The organism is Streptomyces sp. NPDC090021 (assembly GCF_044748225.1).
In the GTDB taxonomy this organism is placed as follows: Bacteria; Actinomycetota; Actinomycetes; order Streptomycetales; family Streptomycetaceae; genus Streptomyces.
The window spans coordinates 89,427-115,743 of sequence record NZ_JBIVFO010000028.1; the positions used below are offsets into that span (position 1 = coordinate 89,427).

The 26,317-nt window shown below is 72.4% G+C and carries 17 protein-coding genes and 1 pseudogene; 12 read left to right on the forward strand and 6 right to left on the reverse strand.

Going from position 1 to position 26,317, the window contains the following annotated elements; translation table 11 throughout:
• Window positions 1-6: 6 nt before the first annotated feature.
• Complete coding sequence (locus ACIPXC_RS22805) at window positions 7-420, reverse strand: nuclear transport factor 2 family protein (protein WP_401621190.1); 414 nt, start codon at window positions 418-420, stop codon at window positions 7-9.
• A gap of 125 nt (window positions 421-545) precedes the next feature.
• Between ACIPXC_RS22805 and ACIPXC_RS22810 the strand changes: the two genes are divergently transcribed.
• Both ACIPXC_RS22810 and ACIPXC_RS22815 read left to right on the forward strand, forming a co-directional pair.
• Window positions 546-1,115: a PadR family transcriptional regulator gene (locus tag ACIPXC_RS22810; protein ID WP_401621128.1), complete on the forward strand. Its 570-nt coding sequence runs from the start codon at window positions 546-548 to the stop codon at window positions 1,113-1,115.
• A complete protein-coding gene (locus ACIPXC_RS22815; RefSeq protein WP_401621131.1) occupies window positions 1,102-1,896 on the forward strand; it encodes an SGNH/GDSL hydrolase family protein in 795 nt (264 codons plus the stop codon). Before ACIPXC_RS22810 ends, ACIPXC_RS22815 begins: the two co-directional genes overlap by 14 nt.
• A gap of 208 nt (window positions 1,897-2,104) precedes the next feature.
• On the opposite strand, the gene ACIPXC_RS22820 is transcribed toward ACIPXC_RS22815, so the two are convergent.
• The 4 genes from ACIPXC_RS22820 to serC form a co-directional block, all read right to left on the reverse strand.
• Window positions 2,105-4,747: a KGGVGR-motif variant AAA ATPase gene (locus ACIPXC_RS22820; RefSeq protein ID WP_401621133.1), complete on the reverse strand. Its 2,643-nt coding sequence runs from the start codon at window positions 4,745-4,747 to the stop codon at window positions 2,105-2,107.
• A complete protein-coding gene (locus ACIPXC_RS22825) occupies window positions 4,744-5,157 on the reverse strand; it encodes a hypothetical protein (protein WP_401621136.1) in 414 nt (137 codons plus the stop codon). The genes ACIPXC_RS22820 and ACIPXC_RS22825 overlap by 4 nt, the downstream gene beginning before the upstream one ends.
• Window positions 5,158-5,238: 81 nt before the next feature.
• Window positions 5,239-8,367, reverse strand: coding sequence for a sacsin N-terminal ATP-binding-like domain-containing protein (locus ACIPXC_RS22830; RefSeq protein WP_401621139.1), 3,129 nt, complete (start codon window positions 8,365-8,367; stop codon window positions 5,239-5,241).
• Window positions 8,368-8,566: 199 nt separating this feature from the next.
• Window positions 8,567-9,685 carry a phosphoserine transaminase gene (gene serC, locus ACIPXC_RS22835; RefSeq protein WP_401621142.1) on the reverse strand — a complete coding sequence of 373 codons (1,119 nt, stop codon included), beginning with the start codon at window positions 9,683-9,685 and terminating at the stop codon, window positions 8,567-8,569.
• Between the two features lie 106 nt (window positions 9,686-9,791).
• Between serC and ACIPXC_RS22840 the strand changes: the two genes are divergently transcribed.
• The 5 genes from ACIPXC_RS22840 (at window position 9,792) to ACIPXC_RS22860 (ending at window position 15,862) form a co-directional block, all read left to right on the forward strand.
• On the forward strand, window positions 9,792-12,674 hold the full coding sequence (locus tag ACIPXC_RS22840; protein WP_401621145.1) for an FAD-binding and (Fe-S)-binding domain-containing protein: 2,883 nt from the start codon (window positions 9,792-9,794) through the stop codon (window positions 12,672-12,674).
• A 114-nt stretch (window positions 12,675-12,788) separates the two neighbouring features.
• A complete protein-coding gene (locus ACIPXC_RS22845; protein ID WP_401621148.1) occupies window positions 12,789-13,724 on the forward strand; it encodes an EamA family transporter in 936 nt (311 codons plus the stop codon).
• Window positions 13,724-14,080: a DUF1801 domain-containing protein gene (locus tag ACIPXC_RS22850; protein ID WP_401621150.1), complete on the forward strand. Its 357-nt coding sequence runs from the start codon at window positions 13,724-13,726 to the stop codon at window positions 14,078-14,080. Before ACIPXC_RS22845 ends, ACIPXC_RS22850 begins: the two co-directional genes overlap by 1 nt.
• A 152-nt stretch (window positions 14,081-14,232) precedes the next feature.
• Window positions 14,233-14,766, forward strand: coding sequence for an NUDIX hydrolase (locus tag ACIPXC_RS22855; RefSeq protein WP_401621153.1), 534 nt, complete (start codon window positions 14,233-14,235; stop codon window positions 14,764-14,766).
• Between the two features lie 652 nt (window positions 14,767-15,418).
• Window positions 15,419-15,862, forward strand: coding sequence for a GNAT family N-acetyltransferase (locus ACIPXC_RS22860; protein WP_401621156.1), 444 nt, complete (start codon window positions 15,419-15,421; stop codon window positions 15,860-15,862).
• 754 nt (window positions 15,863-16,616) lie between these two features.
• Here the strand turns inward: ACIPXC_RS22860 and ACIPXC_RS22865 are convergent.
• On the reverse strand, window positions 16,617-18,248 hold the full coding sequence (locus ACIPXC_RS22865) for a CocE/NonD family hydrolase (RefSeq protein WP_401621159.1): 1,632 nt from the start codon (window positions 18,246-18,248) through the stop codon (window positions 16,617-16,619).
• Between the two features lie 331 nt (window positions 18,249-18,579).
• Between ACIPXC_RS22865 and ACIPXC_RS22870 the strand changes: the two are divergent.
• The 5 genes and pseudogenes from ACIPXC_RS22870 to ACIPXC_RS22890 all read left to right on the forward strand — a co-directional run.
• Window positions 18,580-19,413, forward strand: a pseudogene (locus ACIPXC_RS22870) (TIGR03084 family metal-binding protein); the annotation flags it as partial.
• 155 nt (window positions 19,414-19,568) lie between these two features.
• Window positions 19,569-21,353, forward strand: coding sequence for an acyclic terpene utilization AtuA family protein (locus ACIPXC_RS22875; RefSeq protein WP_401621161.1), 1,785 nt, complete (start codon window positions 19,569-19,571; stop codon window positions 21,351-21,353).
• The gene (locus ACIPXC_RS22880; RefSeq protein ID WP_401621164.1) at window positions 21,350-22,948 is read left to right on the forward strand and encodes an acyl-CoA carboxylase subunit beta; all 1,599 of its coding nucleotides are present in this window, start codon (window positions 21,350-21,352) and stop codon (window positions 22,946-22,948) included. The genes ACIPXC_RS22875 and ACIPXC_RS22880 overlap by 4 nt, the downstream gene beginning before the upstream one ends.
• Before the next feature lie 8 nt (window positions 22,949-22,956).
• The gene (locus ACIPXC_RS22885; RefSeq protein WP_401621167.1) at window positions 22,957-24,870 is read left to right on the forward strand and encodes a biotin carboxylase N-terminal domain-containing protein; all 1,914 of its coding nucleotides are present in this window, start codon (window positions 22,957-22,959) and stop codon (window positions 24,868-24,870) included.
• Window positions 24,867-26,027, forward strand: coding sequence for an acyl-CoA dehydrogenase family protein (locus ACIPXC_RS22890; protein ID WP_401621170.1), 1,161 nt, complete (start codon window positions 24,867-24,869; stop codon window positions 26,025-26,027). The genes ACIPXC_RS22885 and ACIPXC_RS22890 overlap by 4 nt, the downstream gene beginning before the upstream one ends.
• Window positions 26,028-26,317 lie beyond the last annotated feature (290 nt).

Consider the following 26,317-nt stretch of genomic DNA (forward strand, 5'->3'; position numbering starts at 1 on the left):
CGGGGCTCAGGCCAGGCCGTCCGCCTGCAGGCCCGACAGGACGGCCCGGCCCAGGGTGTGGACCGCGGACTGGGGGCGGACCATCACCGTGAACTCCTTGATCCGGCCCGCCCCGTCGAAGTGCAGCATGTCGATGCCGTGGATCTCCTTGCCGTCCACCGTGGCCCGGAACGGCAGGACCGCCGCCGGGGCCTCGGCGCCGTCCGCGCTCGTCTCGGTCGCGCCCTCGAAGTGGCCGACGTAGCGCAGGTCCTCGAAGACGCGCAGCAGGACCCCGAAGAGCCCCAGCACCATCGGCCTGCCCTCGAACGGGCGGAACTTCACCGGGCTGTACAGCCTGATGTCCTCGGTGAACAGGTCCTCCAGCGCGGCGAGATCACGCTTCTCCACGGCGGCGCGGAAGCGTTCGGCGGTCTCCATGACGGACTCCACGGCTCCTCCTGAGGGGGATGCAGATACACAGCTACTGATACTCAAGGAATTGACTAGTCAGTTTCGTGAGTATCATGCGGGGGAGTACGAGGAAAAGGGAAGGGGCAGCCGCGATGGCCCTGCGACATGCCGTACTGGCGGCGCTGCTGGACGGCGAGTTCAGCGGCTACGAACTGGCGAAGTCCTTCGACATCGGCGTCGCGAACTTCTGGCACGCCTCCCCCCAGCAGCTCTACACCGAGCTCGCCAAACTGGAGAAGGAAGGCCTGGTCGAGGGCCGGCAGGTGGTCCAGGAGACCCGGCCCAACAAACGCCTCTTCCGGGTCACCGACACCGGCCGGGCCGAGCTGGAGGACTTCGCGGCCGCCGCGTCCAAGCCCTCGGTCATCCGCGACGACCTCCTCGTCAAGGTCCAGAACGCCGACCGGATCGGCACCGGGCCCGTGATCGCACAGCTCGAAGAACGGGCGTCCGCGGCCGACGCCAAGCTCGAACTCCTCGGCAAGGTCCTGCGCAGGATGCGCGGCGACCTGGACGAGGAGGAGTTCCTGCTGCACGGCGAACGCATCGGCGGGTACCTGACCTGCCTGCGCGGCATCGCCTTCGAGCAGGGCCACCGCGACTGGTGCCGCCGCAGCGCGGCGATCCTGCGAGAGAGGCGGAGCACCCGTGCCGAGCAGTGAGTACCGGCGCTACGTCGCCCTCGGCGATAGCCAGACCGAAGGCCTCGGCGACGGCGACGACACCGTGGGCCTGCGCGGCTTCGCCGACCGGTTCGCCGGTCACCTGGAGGCGGCCCGCCCCGGCCTGCAGTACGCCAACCTCGCCGTCCGGGGACGGCTCGCCGGCCAGGTCCGCGCCGGACAGCTGGCGGCCGCCCTCGCCCTGCGCCCCGACATCGCCACCGTCGTCGCCGGGGTCAACGACGTGCTGCGGCCCCGGTTCGACGCGGCGGAGGTCGCGAGCCACGTCGAGGCGATGTTCGCCGCGCTCACGGCGGCCGGGGCGCACGTCGCCACCGTGACCTTCCCCGACCTCGGCCGGGTCGTGCCCCTCGCCCGGCCCCTCGCCCCGCGCCTGGCCGAGCTCAACGACCGCATCCGCGACGCCGCCGCCCGGCACGGCGTCACCGTCGCCGAAACCGCCCTGCCGGAAGCCGTCGCCGACCCGCGGATGTGGACCACGGACCGGCTGCACGCGAGCGCCGCCGGCCACGAACGCATCGCCGCCGCCCTCGCCCACGCCGTCGGCCTCCCCGGCAGCGACGACACCTGGACGCACCCGCTGCCACCGCGGACCGCCCCCACCCCGGGGGCGGCCGTCGCGGCCGAACTGCGCTGGGCAGCCGCCTTCCTCGGCCCCTGGCTGGGCCGCCGCCTGCGCGGCCGCTCCTCCGGCGACGGCCGCACCGCCAAACGCCCCGACCTGCTCCCGTTCGCGGCCGAGGATGCCGCGGGCCGCTGACCCGACGCGCCACGCCCCCCGTCTCGACGAGCCCCGACCTGATTCGCCGGGACCGGCCGCCCTGGCTGTGGCCGACTGCTAGCTAGCTGTGGGCACGACCGTGCCGTGCAACGCGGTGGCGATCGCCGCCGCCTCGACCCTGATCGAGGTCACTTTCAGACCGGGTCGACCACTTCCCGGCCTGAGGAAGGCAGCACGCGGGCGTGGGTCACAGCTGGCCCTTCCGGGTCATGCTGAGCGCCTTGCGGTATACCTCTGGCACGCGATAGCGCTCGGTCTTGTCCCGGGGGCCGGACACCGCTTCCAGCAGCCCGACGTCGCGGGCGAGCCGCACGAGATCAGGCGAGGCGTCTTCGAGCTGCTCGGCTGGAAACGGGGTGGACCCGATGCGTCGCAACTGAGCTAGCAGCGGGTCGAGTTCAGGGAACTCATCGCGCTGGAGCGCGTCCAATGCCGATGAACTGACCTCGTCCAAGGACTCCACCAAGGCGCGAGGACGGATGATGGAACGGGAGTAGCGATTGCCAGCTTCGAAGCCACGTTCCAGGCTAACGGCCACTGTCATCATCTGCGCCAGCGCCCGCGGAGCGTGATCGCCGTTGGCGTCGGCGAGCCGGGACCAAACCCAGTTGTCGGTGTAAGCGGTGCGACCACCCGAGACCCGTTCACTCGCCAGGATCACCCAAGCGTTGCGGACGAACTCCTCTGGCCAGTATTCGACGGGAGTGTCCTCGAGGCGGAATCCCGGCTTGTTCAGACGTGCTGTCACCAGCTGCTTGAACTCCGTTGACCGCCACGCCTGCTTGATGGCGATCCGGAGATAGTCCGTTTTGTTGGACCAGCTCAGGCGGGCTGAGCGGGCGCTGAGGTGAGATTTGTTTGGCACGCTCACTTCGCGCCAAATATCCTCTCGGAGAAGGACCTTGAATTTTAGGCGCCTCAGCTGAGGGCCAAGTGCGCCCACCACGGTGAGCAGGCCAGCGACACCCTCATTTCGGCGCCTACGGCTTCTCTCGGTGTTTCCGAACCCCGTGTCCAACGCGTCGAACAGCAAGACGTGTTCCGCTGTCAGGCTGCTGTCGATGTCTTGGAGCCATTCACCGACGAGCAGAGGAGCCTGCGATACGGAGAGTAGCGCACGTACGTCATTGAGTAGGTCCGTCTTCAGATATTCGCTGCCTCCTGCCGCATGTCCGATGGGTGCCTCTGCCCAGGTCGGCTGGGGAGCTCCTGGAAGGCTCTGGTGGATGGCCAGTCCGATGAGCACCGGCCATGCCTGCCGCCACTCCAGCCCCTTGGTCCGCAATTCGTCTTCGAGCAGCTCGTACACATCAGCGTCGGGAGTCCAGCTCCGGTGCGTGTCCAAACCCGGGGGGCTCGTGACAACGACGGCTGTCGGAGTCTCTGCCAGCTTGCGGAACACCGCGGTCTTGCCGGTTCCCTTGCGCCCGATGACAACGACGGTGTCCAGGTCGAGCGCACGGTCTACATCCGAGGTGCTCAGGAACGTGTCGTGAAGCTCGTTCCACTCTTGGTTCTCAGCGGTCTCCCCAGCGAACTGGAGCGAGGCTAGGACTTGCTCCTTGCTCGGCTCCGCGTACTTCTCCTCTTCACGCTCTCCAAGAGCGTCACGCGGTTCCACGAGGCCAGTGATCCAGTCGGCTACGACGGCGAAGTCATCGGCACCCTGCACTCGCATCACGGAATCCGAGGCCGCCAGGGTCTCCTGGTAGCCGACCACCTGGACGACTTCCTCCAGGGCCCCGAAAGCCGAGCCGCCGGAAGTGTTGCGGGCCACGGACAGCCATTCCCTGATCCAGTCCTGAGCACGTTCGGCGTAGAGCTCTCGGACTTCGGGGGTGGCTGGAACAGGCGAGACGACGAAGCGAACCTCGGGCGTGAGCTGACTTTCCTCAGTGGACCGGCGGGAAGTGGCAGCGAGCAGTGCTCGCGTCAGTGCTCGCGTACCCGTCCGGGCCTGGGGGTGTGGATAGAAGGCGATGACGTTAATGTCGGATACATCGAACAAGAGCGGCGCGGCAAGGGGGCTGATCCCGGTCCGTGAATCGATCAGTACAACGTCGGGACGCTCGGCGAGCTTGGAAACCGCCTCCACGAGGAGCCTCAGAGGATTGACTTCGTCCTGCCCGTACCAGGCAGTCGGGTCGAGGTGGGAGAGTAGCCGGGCGTATTCCGGACCGGGGCAGCCAGCCGGAAGCAGGAACAGCCCAACCTCTTCCGTGACGCGCAGCACATGTTCGTCCAGTGCGCCGATTTCGCCGGTCATCTCGGCCTTTGCCAGCAGAGGAACGACTCCGATTCCCTCAGTGACGCTGTCTTCCACGTCGAACAGCGAGGCCAGGCCAGGAGCCTCAAGATCCATGTCGATGCAGAGCACGGTAAGGCCCTGGCCGGCGATGATGCGCGCGGCGTGTGCCAGGGCGGTCGACCGGCCGACGCCACCACGCAGAGAATAGAACGTCGAAACGACCGGCGAGGGGAGCGTCCCGTAATCCTCGGAAGGGAAGCGCACCGTGATTTCGTCAGCCCGTCCGTTCGCCAGAGCTTCGGGCCACAGGGGCAACTGGTCTGCTGCAGGAGCAGCGTCCAACTCCTCAAGTTCGATGAACGTTGCCTCTTCGGGCGTGAGCAGGTCGTACCGGACGATGTCTGCGTCCGGTAGGACGGCCTCGATCCGCTCCCTTCGGGCACGCGGTGTCAGTCCGGCGAATGCCGCCGAGATCGCCATGACCCGGATCCCGGAGAAGGGGTCTGCGTTCACCCGGACCTGGCCGCCCAGGGAGCTTTGGAGGGCCTCCTCGATGCGGGCGATGTCGTCAGGTTGTGTCACGGCGTTTTCCTCCTCTGCCCTTTCGTGCGACGGCGCAGTTGTTTCGCGCACCAGCTCACGAACCGATTGGCGGCTTTGATCTCGTCCTCGATGCGTACATCCTCCGGCAGGACCGGCTGATAGCGCAGTCCGACGTCGCGGTCTGCGAGAAAGCGCCGTACCTCGGGTGGCAGAACATTGGGGCTGAAGCCCGCGTGCATCAGGATGGCCAGAACGTTATGGCCGTCTCGACCTCTCGGGACCGTACGCCCTTGCGCCACGCACAGAGCCTTGGCAAAGCACTCAGCTGTGAAGCCCAGGTAGTAGAGGCAAGCGACCTGCCGCTCGGCCAGATGCAACTGCACCGCGTCCGAGCGGCGTTCCAAGGCCACGTCCTCCCAGTCCTGTGGTGTGCGCGGATCCTCGTACAAGCCGTCTCCCCCCATACCGAACCGTACGAGGCCACTTTAGGCTCGGGGATCGGGGTCCTCTGGGTGAGATTCGGAATTGCTTCAGTCGAACCAGCGGTCCCGGGCCAGTTCCGTCGTACGGGACGGGTCCTCCAGGAGGGCCGCCACCTCGAAGCGGCGCGGCCACTGGCCCGCCGACCAGGCCAGGCCCGCCGCCACGCCCTCCAGGGTGGACGCGTGGAGGGTGCCGTCGGGCGTGCGCCGCCAGTCCAGCTCCGTGCCGCCCGCGACCAGTTCCTCGTGCTCGAAGTACGTCGTCGGCGTCGCCGGGCCCAGCAGGATCCGTACCGACTCCGGCACCTCGTGCTCCTCGCCCGGCGTCGTCACCTCCGCCGGCACCGTCTCCGACAGGCGGCGTACCTGGAGCAGCTCCGCGAGGTCCGCCGCACGCACCGGGGACACCGGCAGCAGGGGCAGCCCCGCCGTCAGCGGCAACAGGTCCGGGGCGTCCGCGATCACCGCGTCCGCCGCGTCCACGACGACCACCTCGCCGTCCACCACCGCCCGCAGCTCGTCCGGCAGGGTCACCTGCTCGGGGTCGAGATCGGCCAGCGCGTTGTACAGGCCGTGCAGCTGCCGGTCGGTCACCTCCCGTTCCGGATCGGCGAGCCGGCCCAGCAGCTCGGCCGCGCCGCCGGGCTCGTCCAGCAGGGCCGGTACGGATGTCCGTACGCCCAGTGCCCGCAGCACCTGCTCGTCCTCGAAACCGGTGGCGTCCGCCGAGGTGTAGAGGCCCTCCAGCAGCGGATCGCCGCCCGCAGCGCGCAGACCCGCCGGACGGCGGCCGTCCAGCACCGGGTGGTCGCGCAGCCACCACGCCGTGTACGGGCGCACCGACTGCGTGGTGCCGTCCGGCAGCAGGATCCGCACCGGCTGGGTCAGCGCGTCCCGCAGCGGCGGCTGCGCCAGCATGGCCAGGGCCTGCGGCCAGCAGTCGTCGTCGACGAGGTCCAGGTCGCGCACGGCGACCAGCTCGGTCGCCACCGGCGGGACGGGCAGGTCGGGCAGCTGGTCCAGGACGTCCTCGCACCACACGTCCACCGCGTCCAGCAGCCCCGCATCGTCCGGTTCGGCGAAGTCGCCCTCGCGCGGTTCCAGTTCGTCGGGGTCCAGGACCACGTCGGTGGCGCGCACCAGCTGGAAGGCGGCCAGTACCCCGCAGGCCGTCAGCGGGGCCTCCCCCCACCGCTCCGCCAGCTCGGCGTCCACGTACGGGACCTCGTCCTCCCGGATGACGGAGGCCAGCGGCGAGCCCGGCAGCAGCAGTTCGCCCGCAGGGGTCGGTTCCCCGTCCTCGTCCGGCAGGGCCAGCGCCCCCAGCCACGGCTCGTCGCCGGGCGCCAGCTCCGCATCGCGGACCAGCCCGAGGACCACCTCGGCCAGTTCGTCGGCGTCCAGGGTGTCGGCGTCCTCGTCCCAGATCTCCCCGGCGTCCAGGGAGGCGGCCACGGCGGCCCGCACCTGCGGGGTGGTCAGGACGGCGCGGGCCGTCGCCGGGAGCGAACCGAGCTTCTCCAACAGCGGGTGCGCCGCCTCCGGGTGGGCCACCTTCAGCCCCAGCCGGGCCAGGTCCGCCGGGGTGTCCGCGTACGGGAGCAGGACGTGCCGCGGCCCGATCGTCGTGCGGCCGTCGGCGAGCGGCACGGGCAGCCCCGACAGCCGGTCGGGGTCCACCCCGGCGAGGCTGTCGTAGAGCCGGTACCACCACTCGGGGGTCCGCTCGATGCCCGCGATCCGCTCGATGGCGTCGCCCAGCGGCAGCCGCCCCACGCCCAGGGTGCGCAGCTCCGTACGGCGCTCCAGGCCCGCCGGCAGCAGGGTCGGCAGGACCTCGGCCAGGACGCGTACGGTGTCCGCGCCCGCACCCTCCACCACCTCGGCCTCGAAGGGGCGCAGGGCGACCCGCTCCTCCGCGTGCTCGGGCGGCGCGGCCGGTGCGAGGAAGGCCGTACGGGGCAGCCGCCGCAGTACGGCGGCGCGCAGGGCACCGTCCAGTTCGCCCTTGCCGAGCGGGCCGGGCACCAGGTCCACGAGCGCGGTGCCCACCGGGTCCCAGGCGCCGAGGAGTTCGGCGTAGGCGTCGGCCGCGCGCTCCACGAGGAAGTCGGTCAGCGGCCCCGGGGCGGGGTGGCGGCGGCTGGTGTCCAGCGGCAGGGTCGCGATGAGCAGCGCCGGGATGCCGAGCGGCTCGTCGGTCGGGGTCGGGGCGTGCACCACGGGCGCCGTGGTCGGGCGCAGCGGCGCGCCGTCGGTGTCGACGGGCACGGCCCACGACACCGCCCAGGCGGGCCGCAGGCGTTCCTCGACGGGCCGGTCGGCGAGCAGCGCCTTCTCGATGGCGCCGCCGTGGCGGACGGTGCGCCAGCGGTTGGTGCGCGTACCGGAACCGGTGGTGTCCTCGACCACGGTGTACGCGCCCTCGTCGCGGCGGTCGAGGGTGCGGGTGCCGGCGGGGGTCTCCACGACGACCTGGCACAGCCCGGGCAGGGTCAGCAGCAGGGCGTCGTCGATGCCCGTGAGCAGCCGCTCGACGAGGTCCTCGGCGGCGGCGTCGCGCAGCGGGAGGACCACGACGGTGTCGTAGCCCTCGGGGGCGGTGCCCTCCGCGGGCAGGGGGAGCCGCAGCAGCGGCACGTGTCCGTCGCGGCGGCGCAGTTCGTCGCCGAGGCCGGGGCTGCCGACGGCGGCCTCGCGGGCCAGTTCGCGGGCCTCGGCGAGGGACCAGCGGACGCCGCCGTGGCGGCCGAGCACCGCGGGTTCGTCGCAGACGGCGAGGACGGCCGCGAAGCCGACGCCGAAGCGGCCGACGCTCTCCGCGGCGGGCTCCCGCTTGGCGGAGGCGCGCAGGGTGCTCAGGGACTCCACGCCCGTCGCGTCCAGCGGTGCGCCCGTGTTGGCGACGGCCAGCAGCGCCGGGCCGCCCTCGCCCGGGTGGAGGGTCAGCCGCAGCCGGCCGGGCACCTTGGCCCGGGCCGCGGCGTCGGCCGCGTTCTGGGCCAGCTCGACGACGAGCCGGTCCCGGTAGCCGCCGAGGGCGAGGTCCTCCTCGGCGTTGGCGTCCTCACGGAACCGGGCCGGGCCGGCACCCCAGGCGTCGAGCACACCGCGCCGCAGCCGGGCCGTGCCGAAGGGGTCCACGCCGCTCTGGGCCGCCGTCACTCGCACGCTCACGCCGCTGCCTCCAAGATTCGCCCCACGGAACTCCTGAAGGTATCGCGTGCCGGGCTGCGCCCCGCCCGTGAGGTCGGCGAACACGACGACGTCGGAGTCCCGGTGGCGGTCCCTCCCGCAGGCCGGGAGGGGCGAGAAGGGCGAAGCCCCCGGTGACGACAGGTCACCGGGGGCCTCGGCACTACCGGACGGGCGACGGTCAGAGCTTCTCGATCACGTAGTCGACGCAGGCCGTCAGCGCCTGCACGTCCGCCGGGTCGATCGCCGGGAACATCGCGATGCGCAGCTGGTTGCGGCCCAGCTTGCGGTACGGCTCGGTGTCCACGATCCCGTTGGCGCGCAGCACCTTCGCGACCGCCGCCGCGTCGATGTCGTCCGAGAAGTCGATCGTGCCGATGACCGCGGAGCGCTTGTCGGCGTCGGCGACGAACGGCGTCGCGTACTTCGACGCCTCCGCCCAGCCGTACAGGTTGCGCGCACTGGCCGCCGTACGGCCGGTGGTGAACTCCAGGCCGCCCTGGCTGTTCATCCACTCCAGCTGCTGGTCCAGCAGGAAGAGCGTGGCCAGCGCGGGGGTGTTGTACGTCTGGTTCTTCAGCGAGTTGTCGATCGCCGTCGGCAGCGAGAAGAACTCCGGGATGTGCCGCCCCGACGCGTGCACGCGCGCCGCGCGCTCCAGGGCCGCCGGGGAGAACGCCGCCAGCCACAGGCCGCCGTCGGAGGCGAAGGACTTCTGGGGCGCGAAGTAGTAGACGTCCGTCTCGGTGATGTCCACCGGCAGACCGCCGGCACCCGAGGTCGCGTCCACCAGAACGAGGGACCCGGCGTCGGCGCCCGCGACGCGCCTGATCGGCGCCGCGACACCCGTCGAGGTCTCGTTGTGCGTGTACGCGTACACGTCCACGCCCTCCTCGGCCACCGGCTCGGGGTGCGTGCCCGGCGCGGAGGAGATCACGGACGGCTCGTCCAGCCACGGCGCGAGCTTCGCGGCCTTGGCGAACTTCGAGGAGAACTCGCCGAAGGTCAGGTGCTGGGACTTCCGCTCGATCAGACCGGCGGTCGCGACGTCCCAGAAGGCGGTGGAGCCGCCGTTGCCCAGGATCACCTCGTAACCCTCGGGGAGCGAGAAGAGGTCCCGGAGGCCCTGGCGCACCGATCCGACCAGGTTCTTGACCGGGGCCTGGCGGTGTGAGGTTCCGAGCAGGGAGGTACCGGTGGCGGCGAGGGCGTCCAGCGCCTCGGTCCGCACCTTGGAGGGGCCCGCGCCGAAGCGTCCGTCGGCGGGCTTGATGTCAGCGGGAATCTGGATCTCAGCCACGAGCGGAGCGTATCGGGTCCCGGTCCGCGCTCCGGACGCGCGTCCACCCGATGAGACGCGGTGCGGCGGTGGCAGGCTGGGCGGCGTGACGTCATCCGGGGAAACGATGCGTGATCTTGAGCGGACATTGCGGGCGGAGCTGCGCGGGGATGTGGATTTCGGCGCCGCGGCACGCGCCCTGGTGACCATGGACGCCTCCAACTACCGCCGCGTCCCCCTCGGCGTCGTCGCCCCGCGCGACGCCGACGACGTCACGGCCGCCCTGCAGGTGTGCGCCGGGGCCGGCGTCCCCGTCGTCCCGCGCGGCGGCGGCACCTCCATCGCCGGGCAGGCCACGGGCACCGGCGTGGTCCTCGACCTCACCCGGCACATGAACGGCCTGCTGTCCGTCGACCCCGCCGCCCGCACCGCCGTGGTCCAGCCGGGCCTGGTCCTCGACCGGCTCCGCGAGGCGGTACGCCCGTACGGACTGACCTTCGGACCCGACCCCTCCACCCACTCCCGCTGCACCCTCGGCGGCATGATCGGCAACAACGCGTGCGGCGCCCACTCCGTGGCCTGGGGAACCACCGCCGACAACGTCACCGAGCTCGCCGTGACCAGGTACGCGGGCGCCGCCCACCGCATCGGCACGGGCTGGGCGGGCGCCCCGGACGGTCTGCGGGAACTGGTCGGCGCACACCTCGGCCTGCTGCGCACCGGCATGCCGCCCGGCTTCTCGCGGCGGATCTCCGGCTACGGCGGCCTCGACGCACTGCTCCCCGAACGCGGGGTGCGGCTCGCGCAGGCCTTCTGCGGCAGCGAAGGCACCCTCGGAGTGGTCACCGAGGCCGTGGTACGCCTCGTGGAACTGCCGGCCGCACCCGCCCTGGCCGTCCTCGGGTACGCCGACGAGAGCGCGGCGGCGGACGCGGCCGCCGGGCTGCTCCCGTACCGGCCGCTGACCGTCGAGGGCATGGCCGAGGACCTGGTCGGCACGGCCGCGGGCGGTGCGGGCGCGGGCGCGGCGGGCGGTGCGGGTGTGGGTGCGGTCGGCGGGGTCGCGGCACGTGCGGTACGTGCGGCACGTGCGGCACTGCCCCGGGGCCGGGCCTGGCTGTTCGTCGAGATGCCGGACGAAGGCGCGGCGCGGGCCGTCGTACGCGGCGCCGACGCGCTGGACGCGCTGGTCGTCACCGACCCGGCGGGACAGCGCGCGCTGTGGCGGATCCGCGAGGACGCCGCGGGCACCGCGACCAGGACCCCCGACGGGCGGATGGCCTGGCCGGGCTGGGAGGACTGCGCGGTCCCGCCGGCCCGGCTGGGCGCGTACCTGCGGGAGTTCCGGGCCCTGCTGGCCGCCCATGGCCTGCGCGGCACCCCGTACGGGCACTTCGGTGAGGGCTGCGTGCACGTACGCATCGACTTCGACCTGGTTTCGGCCGCCGGCGTGGCCCGCTACCGCACCTTCTCGGAGGAACTGGCCGACCTGGTCGTCGCCCACGGCGGATCCCTGTCGGGCGAACACGGAGACGGGCAGGCTCGGGCCGAACTCCTGCCGAAGATGTACGGCGACGACGTCGTCCGGCTCTTCGGGGCGTACAAGGAGGTGTGGGACCCGGCCGGCGGCATGAACCCGGGCATGCTGGTCCGGCCCGCCCGACTGGACGAGAACCTCCGCTTCGCGGTCCTCCCGGCCACCCCGTTCGCCGGCGGGGTCGCACGGTGCGTGGGCGTCGCGAAGTGCCGTACGGGTGCGCCGGACGGGACGGGTGCGCCGGGTGCTCCAGGTGCGCCGGGCGGGACGGGCGGGACGGGCGGGACGGGTGCTTCGGGGGGCTCGGGGGTGATGTGTCCCTCCTACCGGGTCACCGGCGAGGAGCGGCACTCCACGCGCGGCCGGGCGCGGCTGCTGCACGAGATGCTTGCGGGGGAGATCGTCACCGGCGGCTGGCGCTCCCCGGAGGTCGCCGAGGCGCTCGACCTCTGCCTGGGGTGCAAGGGCTGCCTCAGCGACTGCCCGGTCGGCGTGGACATGGCCTCGTACAAATCGGAGTTCCTGCACCGCCACTGGGCCGGCCGGATCCGGCCGCTCGCCCACTACACCCTGGGCGGCCTGCCCGCATGGCTGCGCCTGATCGCCCGCCTGCGGGCGGCGGGCGCCGTCAACGCGGCCGCCCGCCTGTTACCGCTACCGGTCCCGGGCCTGGCCCGGGAACGCGCCCTGCCCGAGCTCGCGAAACGGCCGTTCACCCGGGGTGCGGGGGTGCCCGGACCCGGGGCAGGGTCCGGGTCAGGGTCCGGACCTGCCGTGACCCTCTGGCCCGACACGTTCACCGAGTACCTCGCCCCCGAGGCCGGTCACGCCGCACTGCGCGTACTGCGGGCGGCCGGCCTGGACGTGTCCCTCCCCAGGGGCGGCGGCCGGGTCTGCTGCGGCCTGACCTACCTCTCCACCGGCCGCCTCGACCGGGCCCGCAAGGTCCTGCGCCGGACCCTGGACACCCTCGGCGAGGTGCCCGGCCCCGTCACCGTCCTCGAACCGAGCTGCGCCGCCGCTCTGCGCGCCGACCTGCCCGCCCTGCTCCCCGACGACCCGCGCGCGGCCCGCCTGGCGGCCGCCGTGCGCACCGTCGCGGAGACGCTGGAGGAGTACGCCCCGCACTGGCTGCCGCCCCGCCTCGACCGCGCGGTGGTCGGCCAGACCCACTGCCACCAGCACGCCGTCCTCGGTGACGCGGCGGACCGGCGGCTGCGCGCACGCGCCGGACTGGTGGGGGAGCCCGCCGGAGGCTGCTGCGGTCTCGCCGGGAACTTCGGCTTCGAGCCCGGCCACCACGAGGTGTCGGTGGCCTGCGCCGAAGAACAGTTGCTGCCGTCCCTGCGCGCGGCCCCGGCGGGCGCGCTGGTCCAGGCCGACGGGTACTCCTGCCGGACGCAGATCGCCCAGCTGGGCGGCGTCCGGGCCCGTCACCTCGTGGAACTGCTGGCGGACGGACTGGCGGACTAACGGACGGACCGGCGGCCAGGGCTGGCTGCCGAGGGTGCTCCCGACATGCGGCCGTAGCGAAGATGTAAGGCGGCAGAAGCGGCAACACTCCTTACGGCGGCTTAGGCTGGATCCATGCCCGCACCTACCGCGTCCCCGACGACCGCTCCCGCCGCCGCACGCCCCGCCGACCCCTCCGCCGAGGGGGCCCGGTCCCGCTTCGGCCCGGTCGCACTGGTGATCTCGGCGGGCGTCTCGGTCCAGTTCGGGGCCGCCCTCGCGGTCATGATCATGCCGAGGGCGGGTGCCGCGGGCGTGGTCACCCTGCGCCTCGCGGCCGCCGCGATCGTGCTGCTGCTGCTGTGCCGGCCGAAGGTGCGCGGGTACACGCGCTCCGACTGGGGCACGGTCGCCGCGTTCGGCGTGGCGATGGCCGGTATGAACGGTCTCTTCTACCAGGCCATCGACCGGATCCCGCTCGGTCCGGCGGTCACCCTGGAGGTCCTCGGGCCCCTCGCCCTCTCCGTCGTCGTCTCGCGGCGGCTGGTGAACTTCCTCTGGGCCGGACTCGCCCTCGCCGGTGTGGCCCTGCTGTCCGGGCACGGCGGGGGAGGCCCGGGCTTCGGCTCGCTCGACCCGCTGGGCGCGGCCTACGCGCTCGGCGCGGGCGCGATGTGGGCGGCGTACATCGTGTTCAGCGCGCGCACCGGCCGTCGCTTCCCGCAGGCGGACGGCCTGGCCCTGGCGATGGCGGCCGCCGCCGTCCTCTCCCTGCCGCTGGGCGTCTTCGAAGCGGGCTCGGACCTGCTGGTCCCGAGCACCCTGGCGCTGGGCGTCGGCGTGGCCGTCCTGTCCTCCGTACTGCCCTACACCCTCGAACTCCTCGCCCTGCGGCGGATGCCGGCCCCGACCTTCGCGATCCTGATGAGCCTGGAGCCGGCCATCGCCGCCACCGCGGGCTTCCTCGTCCTGAGCCAGGCGCTGTCGCCGCTGGACGCCGTCGCCATCGCCCTCGTCATCGCGGCCAGCATGGGCGCCGTCCGCTCCCAGATCGGAAAGCAGCCCGCCTGATGGACGTCGCCTCCTACCTCGCCGCCGCCCCCGAAGCCCGCAGGCCGGCCCTCGCCCGCCTGCGCGAGCTGTGCGTGACGGAACTGCCGGGCTTCGAGGAGTCCATCGCGTACGGGATGCCGGTGTACGTGCGGCCGGGCGGGACCGCGGCGGAGATCGCCTGGGCGAACCAGAAGCAGTACATCTCCTTCTACCTGATGCGCACGGACGTCCGGGACGCCTTCGCCGACCGCCTGGCGGCCCAGGACATGGGCAAAGCCTGCCTCCGCTTCCGCAACCCCGCCAAGGTCGACTACGACCTCCTCCGCGACCTCCTCCGCGCCACGTCCCAGGCGGGCCCGGCCCAGGCGGGCTGAGGAGCCTCTTCCCCGGTGGGGATCGGTTGAGCGGGATGCACTCGGCGCGCACCCCGGGCTGTATTCGTCACCATGACGCGATGTTGCTTGAAAGCAGGCGGTGTCAAGCCTGGCTCTGCGATGCTGGAGGCCGATCGAGAGGGGCCGCAGCGATGCAGTGGAAGATCCACGGGGAACGTCCGATCTACGAGAACAAGTGGGTGAACCTCTGGCTCACCGACATCGAGACGCCGGATGGGCACCGCTGGGAACACCACGTCGTCAAGCTCCGGCACCTGGCCGTGGCCGCCGTGCTCAACGACCGCCAAGAGGTCCTGATGATGTGGCGCCACCGCTTCATCACGGACGCGTGGGCCTGGGAGCTGCCCATGGGCCTGGTGGAGGCGGACGAGACGCCCGGCGAGGCTGCCGCCCGTGAAGTCCTTGAAGAGACCGGCTGGCGTCCCGGCCCGATGAAGCCCCTGATCTACGCCGAACCGGCGAACGGCATCACCGACTCCCAGCACCACCTGTTCCGCGCCGACGGGGCCACGTACGAGGGGCCGCCGATTGAGAAGAACGAGTCGGACCGGATCGAGTGGGTCCCGCTGGCGAACATCCGCGGCATGATCGACCGACGCGAGATCGTCAGCAGCGGGTCCCTCGTCGGCCTCCTCTACCTCCTGATGGACGAAGGGGTTCGCTGACCCGGCGGCGGAAGCACCGCCCGTAGACGTGCCTCGAAGGCAACCGCGGCCGGTACCTCGCGATACGGCGCAAGCTGCTCGTAGAACTCGCGAAGGTGCCCGGCAACCCGGGTCGACCAAGGCGGCCTTGGCAACAGACGGCGACGCAAGCAGCTCCAGCTCATCTGCACGCCACAAAACCGGTTCGCCCGGCTCGCGCCACGCCACACCCTGGTACCACTCGGGCATCGCGACCCCTTGAAGCACCGCAGCGGCTTCGGTCCCGTTCCAGCCCTGCGGGCCGATCCGCTTGAATCCCCGCCGCTCGATACGCACCCACGTACCCCGCTCCGTACGGCCCCCCCAAGGAACGTCGCTTGCGTACCAGGGCCTCCCGGTCCACCCGCACGCGCAGGGCCTCCTCCACGCGCTCCAGCACGCCCTCGACCGGCTGACGGCGCAGTTCTACTCGGGCGGCGACAGGCGGGGAAACAGCCATCATGTCCTCCTCGGCGAGCGGATGACCGTAGCAGCAGCAGTCGCTCTGACACGCGTCGTCCCGGACGGGGGTCGGCAGGCCACTCCTCGCTACGCGATCAGGCGTCCGAGGCCTGCCCGGGGCTGGTCTTCGGTGTTCTGAAACGGGCTGTTTCGGTCGCTCTAAGCTCGGCACATGAAGATCATCGTGCGGTCGGCTGCCAGAACGGACCTGTCATCTCTGCTGGCTCTCTACGGCGAGCTGAATCCTGATGACGCACCGCCGCCTCAAGAGAAAGCCGATGCGCTATGGGCGGCCATTTCCAGCCAGCAGGGACGGACCGTGCTGGTGGCGGATGCCGAAGGCGTCGTGGTCGGCACCGCCGACTGCCTGGTCATGCCGAACTTCACCCGTGGCGGCCGGGCCATCCTCTTCGTGGAGAACGTCGTGGTCGCCGAGGCGTCTCAGCGGCGGGGCGTCGGGCGCGAGCTGATGAAGGCCGTCATACAGCTGGGCGCGTCGGCAGGCTGCTACAAGGTGCAGTTGCTGGCAGCCGACGACGAATACGTCCATACCTTCTACCAGTCGTGTGGCTTCCAGGCCCGTGCGGAAGGATTCCGTTGCTACATCGAATGCTGACCCCTGCCCGGGGCAGGAAAGGCATCAGATGACGGCTGAGGCGAACTCCATCCACGTCTGCGTGAGTCCGCGCCTCAGAGGGCCATCACACTGCCCCAATTGCCCCTGTTTGGTCGGGCGGTTGGGGTGCCACGCCGACCGTGTCGGGGGTTGGCATCGGTTGGGCCGATGGATCGCCCTCCCGCCCCTCGAATTCGCCCTCCCAGCCCCGAACAGGCGCCGGACGCGGTCAGGGAGAAGCGCGTAGCGATCCAAGGCGGCTTATGTCCAGCCCAAGAGGCCTGCGGACGCGGTCAGGGAGAAGCGCGTAGCGATCCAAGGCGGCTTATGTCCAGCCCAAGAGGCCTGGGGACGCCGTCAGGCAGAAGCGCGTAGCGATCTGGTGCGCTCCGGGCTCCGCCCGGGCAGCTCCGACACCGCACCCCTGAATCTGAGACCGGCGCGTTCTTTTGGGGTTTTCCGGCTGTCCTTCGTAGTTCCGGGGCGGGACGGGCGGTCAAGGGTGGCCGGAGGCCATCGCGCAGCGACGCGAGGAACGAGCGCCCTTGAGGGGCCGGCGCGACCCGGAAAACCATCGGACGGACGGGAAAACCCCCAGAACGGCTCCGATGCCGGCCGAGTGGATTCCGCTCCCCACACCACCCCACACCCGCCCCGCGGAAACCCCGCAACCGGAGGCGCGTTCCGTGCGTCATCTGTGGAGCGTGTGCCCGCCCGGACGGCCGCGGGGGACCGGCTGGGCGGGCGCACGGCATCAGCCGAGCGGGAGCTCCAGGTACGACGGGGTGGCCTCCGGGGAGGTGAAGGCCAGCGTCGCGCGGGGCAGGTTGGCGTCGGCGTAGAAGGGGTCGCGGGCGTCGACCACGAGCATCAGGCGGTGGCCGCGCGGCACGTCGTACGCCGTGGCCTGGAGCTCGATGTCGGCGCTGATCAGGCTGTCCGGAGGCGAGGACAGGTCGCTGTACGGGGCGTGCGTGACGAGGTGGGCCGTACCGTCGGGGGCCGTGTCGAGGAGGTACGCGACGAAGGTCGAGCCCGGGTTCGCCGCGCGGTAGGTCACACGGAGCCGGGGCGTGCCGCGCAGCCGGACGGTCTCCGCGGCCGGTTCGGCCGTCCAGACGGCGGCGACGGCGCGGTCGATGTCCTCCGTCAGGTAGGTCTTCGGGCGGCCCGCCAGCTCCGCGTACCCGGAGGCGACGACCTGGTCGGCGACGGTCGCCGGGGTGTCCATCCCGCACAGGACGGTCGCCGTCCAGCCGGCCTCGCCGGGCTCCGCCTCCGGGACGAGTTCGCCGTCGTCGGTGAGGTGGAGGCGTTGCCGGTGTTCGGTGGCGGAGGGCCAGGTGGGGCGGGGTTCGAGGGTCTTGCTCCACATGACCTCGGCGATGAACTGTCCCTCGTCGCCGATGCCGTTGTCGACGTCCTTGAGGTGGTGGTCGAACCAGCGGTGGGCGTCCGTCCAGATCCGGTTCGGCAGCCCGAGGACGCCCGCCATCTCGGGGCCGGAGTGGTCGCCGATGGAGAGCGCGAGGCGTTTGGGACCGGTCAGCTCGTTGAACATCCTGAGCGTCTGGTTGGGCGGGAAGAGCGTCTCGTGCCAGGCATGCGAGTAGAAGACCGGCACCTGGCGGCGGTTGAGTTCCTTGATGTGGGTGAGGGGCGAGCGGACCTCGGCCCAGCGCAGGGTGCCCCGGACGTCCCTGCCGGTCAGGACGTTGTCGAAGACGCTCTGCGTCTGCGGGCTCAGCCGGGCCTTCGCGGCCGCCCTGAGCAGGGCCCGCACGGCTGCGACGCGACGGGTGGAGTTCTCGTAGAAGGCCTCCCCGAGGTCCCCCCAGGCGCTGAGCGCGACCACGGCGTCGACGCGGGTGTCGTGCGCGGCGACCAGTTGGCTGATGCCCGCGCCGTACGAGTCCCCGAGGAAGCCGACCTTCGTCACCGGGCCGGTGGTGCGCTCGATCAGGTGGTCCAGGGCGCGGCTGCCGTCGGCGACGTCGAGCGGCCCGGCCACGTCGACCTGGCCCTCGGAGCCGGCGAAGCCGCGGACGGAGTAGGCGAGGACGTTGTAGCCGCGGGCCGCGAACAGGGTGGCCTGCACGGCGTACGCGAGCCAGCCCAGGCCGGTCCAGGGCGAGGGCATGACGATCATCGGGCGCGGCCGGCCCCCGGTGTGCCGCCACAGCGCCGCGTCGAGGAGGTCGCCGTCGGCCCCGGTCACCTTGCCGCGGGTGAAGACGGCGAGGGCGCGCGCCTCGGCGGCCTCGGCGGCGCGGGCGGGCGGCAGGCCGGTGACGTCGCCGCTCTCCAGCGCGGAGACGAAGGCGGTGAGGGCGGTCGCGTCGAGTTCGGGATAGAGGGAGAAGGGAGGTTGGGCGGCTGGAGTCACGTCAGTTCATCCTCTTCGTCGAGTGAGACACGAACGTGGACGGTCGCCCGGGCCCGGAGCGGAGCGTTCAGTATCGACGGGACATCCGGTGACGTATCGCGGGTTTCCGGCGTACGGCCTGAATCGCCCTCCGCGGTTGCCGGCGCGGGCGGGCAGGGAGACCTGCGGCCGGTACGGATGTGGATCAACTGCCCATGAATTGAGGGGCTTTGGTGCGGTGGCGGGAAGGCGTCACCCCGCTCGGCGCCGGTCGAGAAAATCATGCAAGCGTGCTTGATTGTTTTCTCGGGTGCTGCCAGTCTTCCCCTCACGCCGAGAAGGGGAGCGCACCGTGCCCGATCCGTCCGCCGCCGACGACGCCGTCGCCGTCTTCACCGATCTGCGCGAGGAGGGGCGTGAACTCGACGCCCTCGTCGAGGGGTTGTCCGCCCCCGGCTGGGCCCGGCCCACTCCCGCACCCGGCTGGACCGTCGCCCACCAGATCGCCCACCTGCACTGGACCGACCGGGCCTCACTGCTCTCCCTCACCGACCCCACGGCCTTCGGCCGCATGGTCGAGGAGGCGCTGAAAGCCCCCGACTCCTTCGTCGACGACGGCGCGCGCGAAGGCGCGCAGCTCCCGCCCGCCACACTGCTCACCCGCTGGCGGGACACGCGCGACGCCCTCGGGCAGGCCCTCGCCGCGGCCCCGCCCGATACCCGTTTCCCCTGGTACGGGCCGCCGATGAAGGCCGCCTCGATGGCCAGTGCCCGCCTGATGGAGACCTGGGCGCACGGCCAGGACGTCGCCGACGCGGTCGGGGTGCACCGCACCCCGACCGCGCGGCTGCGGCACGTGGCACGGATCGGCGTACGGGCCCGCGACTACGCCTACGCCGTACGCGGACTGCCCGCGCCCGAGGGGGAGTTCCGGGTGGAGCTGACCGCCCCGGACGGCGCGGGGGTGTGGGCGTACGGGCCACCGCAGGCCGCGCAGCGGGTCACCGGCCCGGCTCTGGACTTCTGCCTGCTGGCCACCCGGCGGGCCCACCGAGCCGACCTGGACCTGACCGCGTCCGGCCCCGATGCGGACCGCTGGCTGGACATCGCCCAGGCCTTCGCCGGTCCGGCGGGTGCAGGACGGGAGCCCGGGGCCGGACGGGAGCCCGGGGCAGGGCGCGCACCGGGCGCGGAGCGCGGACCGGGCGCGGGGCGCGGACCGGGCGCGGGGCGCGGACCGGGCGCGGGGCGCGGACCGGGCGCGGGGCGCGGACCGGGCGCGGGGCGCGGGCCGGGCGCCGGGGGCGGACCGGGCGCGGGGGGCGTACCGGGGGCCGGGCGATGAGCCGTCGGCCGCTGCGCATCGGCAACGCGTCCGGCTTCTACGGCGACCGCTTCAGCGCCCTGCACGAGATGCTGACCGGCGGCCCGCTGGACGTGCTGACCGGGGACTACCTGGCCGAGCTGACCATGCTGATCCTGGGCCGGGACCGCCTGAAGAACCCGGACCTCGGCTACGCCAAGACCTTCCTGCGCCAGCTGGAGGAGGGGCTCGGGCTCGCACACGAGCGGGGCGTACGGATCGTCACGAACGCGGGCGGCCTCCACCCGGCCGGACTCGCCGACGCGGTCCGCGCGTTGGCGGCCAAGGTGGGCGTCCCCGTCTCCGTGGCCCACGTCGAGGGAGACGACCTCACCTCCCGCGAGGACGGCGCCCTGACGGCCAACGCCTACCTCGGCGGCGCCGGGATCACCGCCTGCCTGCGGGCCGGCGCGGACGTCGTCATCACCGGCCGGGTCACCGACGCGGCCCTGGTCAGCGGCCCGGCGGCCTGGTGGTTCGACTGGGCGCCGGAGGACCACGACCGGCTGGCGGGCGCGGTGGTCGCGGGCCATGTCCTCGAATGCGGCACCCAGGCGACCGGCGGCAACTACTCCTTCTTCACCGCCCACGACGTGCGCCGCCCCGGCTTCCCGCTGGCCGAGATCTCCGAGGACGGCTCGGCGGTCATCACCAAACACCCCGGCACCGGCGGGGCCGTCACCACCGGCACCGTCACCGCCCAGCTCCTCTACGAGACCCAGGGCGTCCGCTACCTCGGCCCCGACGTGACGGCCCGCCTGGACACGGTCCGGCTCACCGACGACGGCGCTGACCGCGTGCGCATCACGGGAGTCCGTGGCGAGCACCCGCCCGCGACCCTCAAGGTCGGCGTGACCCGCATCGGAGGCTGGCGCAACGAGGTGGTCTTCGTCCTGACCGGCCTGGACATCGAGGCGAAGGCGGGGCTGGTCCGGTCGCAGCTCGCGGAGACCCTGGAGGGCGTCGCCGACGCCGCCTGGACCCTGGCCCGGACCGACCACGCGGACGCCGACACGGAGGAGACGGCGAGCGCCCTGCTGCGCCTGGTGGTCCGCGACCCGTCCCCGGACCGGGTCGGCCGCGCCCTGACCTCCACGGCGATCGAGCTGGCCCTCGGCAGTTACCCGGGCTTCCACGTAGCCGCTCCACCCGGCCCGGCGCAGCCCTACGGCGTGTTCGCCTCCTCCTCCGTCCCGGCGGCCGAGGTCCCGCACACCGCGGTCCTCCCGGACGGCACCCGCGTCCCGATCCCCGCTCCGGCTCCTCCGGCCGCACTTTCAGCCGGGCCGGCGGTCGATGCCCCGCTCCCGGCCCGGCCGGCGGAGCCCGCATTTTCAGCCTCGCCGGCGTTTGAGGCGCGGGGGTCCGGGGACGGAGCCCCCGAGGGGGCCGGGGCGGAGCCCCGGGAGACCGTCCGCGCTCCCCTCGGGGCGTTGGCCGGGGCCCGCAGCGGCGACAAGGGCGGCGACGCCAACGTCGGCGTCTGGGCCCGGTCCGGCCCCGCCTGGGACTGGCTGCGCGCCACCCTGACCGTCGACCGGTTCCAGGCCCTGCTCCCCGAGACCCGAGGCCTCACCGTCCAGCGGCACGAACTGCCGAACCTCCACGCCCTGAACTTCACCGTCACCGGCATCCTCGGCGACGGCGTCGCCTCCGGCCACCGCTTCGACCCCCAGGCCAAGGCCCTCGGCGAATGGCTCCGCGCCCGCCACTTCGACATCCCCGTCCACCTGCTCCCGCCCCCGGAGGGGACCGGCCCATGACCCGTCTGCGCACCACCGTCGACCCCCACGCCCCCGAGCACACGAGGGCCCGTACGGCCGCACTGGAGCGCCTCGACGCCCTCGACGCCGAACACGCAAAGGCCCTGCAGGGCGGCGGGGACAAGTACACGGCCCGGCACAAGCAGCGTGGCAAGCTCCTGGCGCGCGAGCGCGTCGAGCTGCTCCTCGACCCCGACACCCCGTTCCTGGAGCTGTCCCCGCTCGCCGGCTGGGGCAGTGACTACCCCGTCGGCGCCTCCATGGTCACCGGCATCGGCACGGTCGCGGGCGTCGAGTGCCTGGTCACCGCGAACGACCCCACCGTCCGCGGCGGCGCCAGCAACCCCTGGACGCTGAAGAAGGCGCTGCGGGCCAACGAGATCGCCCGGCAGAACCGCCTGCCCGTCATCAGCCTGGTGGAGTCGGGCGGCGCCGACCTGCCCTCCCAGAAGGAGATCTTCATCCCGGGCGGCGCGATCTTCCGCGACCTCACCCGGCTCTCCGCCGAGGGCATCCCGACCGTCGCGGTCGTCTTCGGGAACTCCACCGCCGGAGGCGCGTACATCCCCGGCATGTCCGACCACACCGTCATGATCAAGGACCGTTCCAAGGTGTTCCTCGGCGGCCCGCCCCTGGTCAAGATGGCCACCGGCGAGGAGAGCGACGACGAGTCCCTCGGCGGGGCCGACATGCACGCCCGCACCTCCGGACTCGCCGACCACTACGCCCTCGACGAGTACGACGCCATCCACCAGGCCCGCCGCATCGTGGCCCGCCTCAACCACCGCAAGCCCCACCAGGACCCGCCGAGGGCCGAGGAGCCGCTCCACGACCCGGAGGAACTCCTCGGGATCGTCCCGCCCGACCTGAAGACCCCCTTCGACCCGCGCGAGGTCATCGCCCGCATCGTCGACGCCTCCGACTTCGACGAGTTCAAGCCGCTCTACGGCACCAGCCTCGTCACCGGCTGGGCCACCCTCCACGGCTACCCGGTCGGCATCCTCGCCAACGCCCAGGGCGTGCTGTTCAGCGCCGAGTCCCAGAAGGCCGCGCAGTTCATCCAGCTCGCCAACCAGCGCGACATCCCGCTCGTGTTCCTCCACAACACCACCGGCTACATGGTCGGCAAGGAGTACGAGCAGGGCGGCATCGTCAAACACGGCTCGATGATGATCAACGCGGTCTCCAACTCGCGCGTCCCCCACCTCTCCGTCCTGATCGGCGCGAGCTACGGCGCCGGCCACTACGGCATGTGCGGCCGGGCCTACGAACCCCGTTTCCTCTTCGCCTGGCCCAGCGCCAAATCCGCCGTCATGGGCCCCCAGCAGCTCGCCGGAGTCCTCTCCATCGTGTCCCGCCAGTCCGCCGCCGCCAAGGGACTCCCGTACGACGAGGAACAGGACGCCGGAATGCGCGCCTTCGTCGAGGCGCAGATCGAGTCCGAGTCCCTCCCCGTGTTCCTGTCCGGGCGGCTGTACGACGACGGCGTCATCGACCCGCGCGACACCCGTACCGTCCTCGGCCTGTGCCTGTCGGCCGTCCACAACGCCCCCGTCGAGGGCGCCCGTGGCGGCTTCGGCGTCTTCCGGATGTGAGCCCGCACATGACCTCTCCCATCAGCTCCCTGCTCGTCGCCAACCGGGGCGAGATCGCCGTACGGATCTTCCGCACGGCCCGCGACCTGGGCCTGGCGACCGTCGCCGTCCACTCCGACCCCGACGCCGACGCCCTGCACGTCCGGGCCGCCGACGCCGCCGTACGGCTGCCCGGCGCGGCCCCCGCCGACACCTACCTGCGCGGCGACCTGATCATCAAGGCGGCCCTCGCCGCAGGCGCCGACGCCGTCCACCCCGGCTACGGCTTCCTCTCCGAGAACGCCGACTTCGCCCGCCAGGTCCAGGACTCCGGCCTGACCTGGATCGGGCCGCCCCCCGAGGCCATCGAGGCCATGGCCTCCAAAACCCGGGCCAAGGACCTGATGCGCGCCGCCGGAGTCCCCCTCCTCGACCCCGTCGACCCGGCCGCCGCCACCCCCGCCGACCTGCCCCTCCTGTTGAAGGCGGCCGCCGGCGGGGGCGGTCGCGGCATGCGCGTGGTCCGCGACCTGGACGCCCTTGAGGAGGCCCTCCACGCCGCGTCCGCCGAAGCGGCGTCCGCGTTCGGTGACGGCGAGGTCTTCGCCGAGCCCTACGTGGAGCGCGGCCGCCACGTCGAGGTGCAGATCCTCGCCGACGCCCACGGCACCGTCTGGGCCCTCGGCACCCGCGACTGCTCCCTCCAGCGCCGCCACCAGAAGGTCATCGAGGAGGCCCCTGCACCGGGCCTGCCCGACACTCTGCGCGAGCGCCTCCACACCGCCGCCGTCGCCGCCGCCCGGGCCGTCTCCTACCGGGGCGCGGGCACCGTCGAATTCCTCGTCACCACCGACGGACGCCCCTACTTCCTGGAGATGAACACCCGCCTCCAGGTCGAACACCCCGTCACCGAAGCCGTCTTCGGCCTGGACCTCGTCGCCCTCCAACTGCGCGTCGCCGAGGGCGCGGCCCTGCCCCCCGCACCCCCGGAACCCACCGGCCACGCCGTCGAGGCCCGCCTCTACGCCGAGGACCCGGCTCAGGACTGGCGACCCCAGACCGGAGTCCTGCACACCCTCGACATCCCCGGCCCGGTCCGCATCGACACCGGCTTCACCGGCGGAGACACCGTCGGCATCCACTACGACCCCCTGCTCGCCAAGGTCGTCGCCCACGCCCCCACCCGCGCCGAAGCCGTACGCGCCCTCGCCCACGCCCTTGCCGGAGCCCGCATCCACGGGCTCACCACCAACCGCGAACTCCTCGTGGGCTCCCTGCGCCACCCCGACTTCACCGCCGGACAGCTCGACACCGGCTTCTACGACCGCCACCTCACCACCCTCACCAAGGCCGCCCCGGACGCCGGCACAGCCGCCCTCGCCGCCGCCCTGGCCGAGGCCGCCCCCGCACCCGACGCCTCCCTCGCCGCCCGCCTCGGCGGCTGGCGCAACCTCCGCTCCCAGCCGCAGACCCGCCGCTACACCACCGCCGGCACCGAGTACGAGGTCCAGTACCACCCCGTCGACCACCCCGGCGTGCGCGTCCTGTCGGCCGAGCGACACCTCGTCACCCTCGAAGTCGACGGGATCCGCCGGATGTTCCACGTGAAACGAAATTCGAACAGCACCGAGGTCTACGTCGACTCCCCGCTCGGAGCCCACACCCTCACCCCCGTACCCCGGTTCCCGGACCCCCAGGACCGCACCGAACCGGGCTCCCTGCTCGCCCCCATGCCCGGCACCGTCGTCCGCGTCGCCGAGGGCCTCACCCCCGGCACCGCCGTCACCGCCGGGCAGCCCCTGCTCTGGCTGGAGGCCATGAAGATGGAGCACCGCATCCTCGCTCCGGCCTCCGGCACGCTCACCGCGCTCCACGCCGTCACCGGCCAACAGGTCGAGTTCGGCGCCCTGCTCGCCGTCGTCCAGGAGGAACCGCTGTCATGAGCCCCACCATCGAAACCGCCGAGCACCAAGCCCTGCGCGCCGCCGTCACCGCCCTCGGACAGCGCTACGGCCGCGAGTACCTCGCCCGCCTCGCCCGAGAGGGCGGCCACCCCGACGAACTGTGGGCCGACGCCGCGAAGCTCGGCTACCTCGGCGTCAACCTCCCCGAGGAGTACGGCGGCGGAGGCGGCGGCATCGCCGAACTCGCCATCGTCCTGGAGGAACTCGGGGCGGCGGGCTGCCCCCTCCTGATGATGGTCGTCTCACCCGCCATCTGCGGCACGGTCATCGCCCGCTTCGGCACCGACGAGCAGAAGCGGACCTGGCTCCCCGGCCTCGCCGACGGCAGCCGCACCATGGCCTTCGGCATCACCGAACCCGACGCCGGATCCAACTCCCACCGCATCACCACCACGGCCCGCCGCGACGGTGACGACTGGATCCTCACCGGCCACAAGGTCTTCATCTCCGGCGTCGACATCGCCGACGCCACGCTGATCGTCGGCCGCACGGAGGACGCCCGTACCGGGCGCCTGAAGCCCTGCCTGTTCATCGTCCCGCGCGACACCCCGGGCTTCGGCCGCTCGGTCATCGACATGGAACTGCAGGCGGCGGAGAAGCAGTTCGAACTGACCCTGGACGAGGTACGCCTGCCGTCCTCCGCGCTCGTCGGGGACGAGGACGCGGGGCTCCTCCAGCTCTTCGCCGGCCTCAACCCCGAACGCATCATGACCGCCGCGTTCGCCATCGGCATGGGCCGCTACGCCCTTGCGCGCGCCGTCGAGTACGCGAAGACCCGGCAGGTGTGGAAGGAGCCGATCGGCGCCCACCAGGCCGTGGCCCACCCGCTGGCCCAGGCCCACATCGAACTGGAACTGGCCCGCCTGATGACACAGAAGGCGGCCCACCTCTACGACGCGGGCGACGACATGGGCGCGGGCGAGGCCGCGAACATGGCGAAGTACGCGGCGGGCGAGGCGTGCGTCCGTGCCGTGGACCAGTCGGTCCACACCCTCGGCGGCAACGGCCTCACCCGCGAATACGGCCTGGCCTCCCTCATCACCGCGGCCCGCGTGGCCCGCATCGCCCCGGTCAGCCGAGAGATGATCCTCAACTTCATCTCCCACCAATCCCTGGGCCTCCCCAAGTCCTACTGACCCCCTGCGGTGGCCCTGCGGGCGGCTCGGCGGTTGGGCTTTGGCTTCGCGGTGGCCCTGCGGGCGGCTCGGCGGCCCGGCTTTGGCTTCGCCGGGGGCCCTGCGGGCGTGCTTGGGGGCCCGGCTTTGGCTTCGCCGGGGCCAGGGAGCGCTGTGCCCAGTGGGCGTGCTCGGTGGTTGGGCTTTGGCTTTGCGGGGGTCGGGGAGCGGTGCCGGTCCGGGGTGTCTCCTCGGCTCGGCGCGGGCTGTTTGTCCCGGCCGGGAGCCTTGGTCGCGCCTCGTCCTGCGGG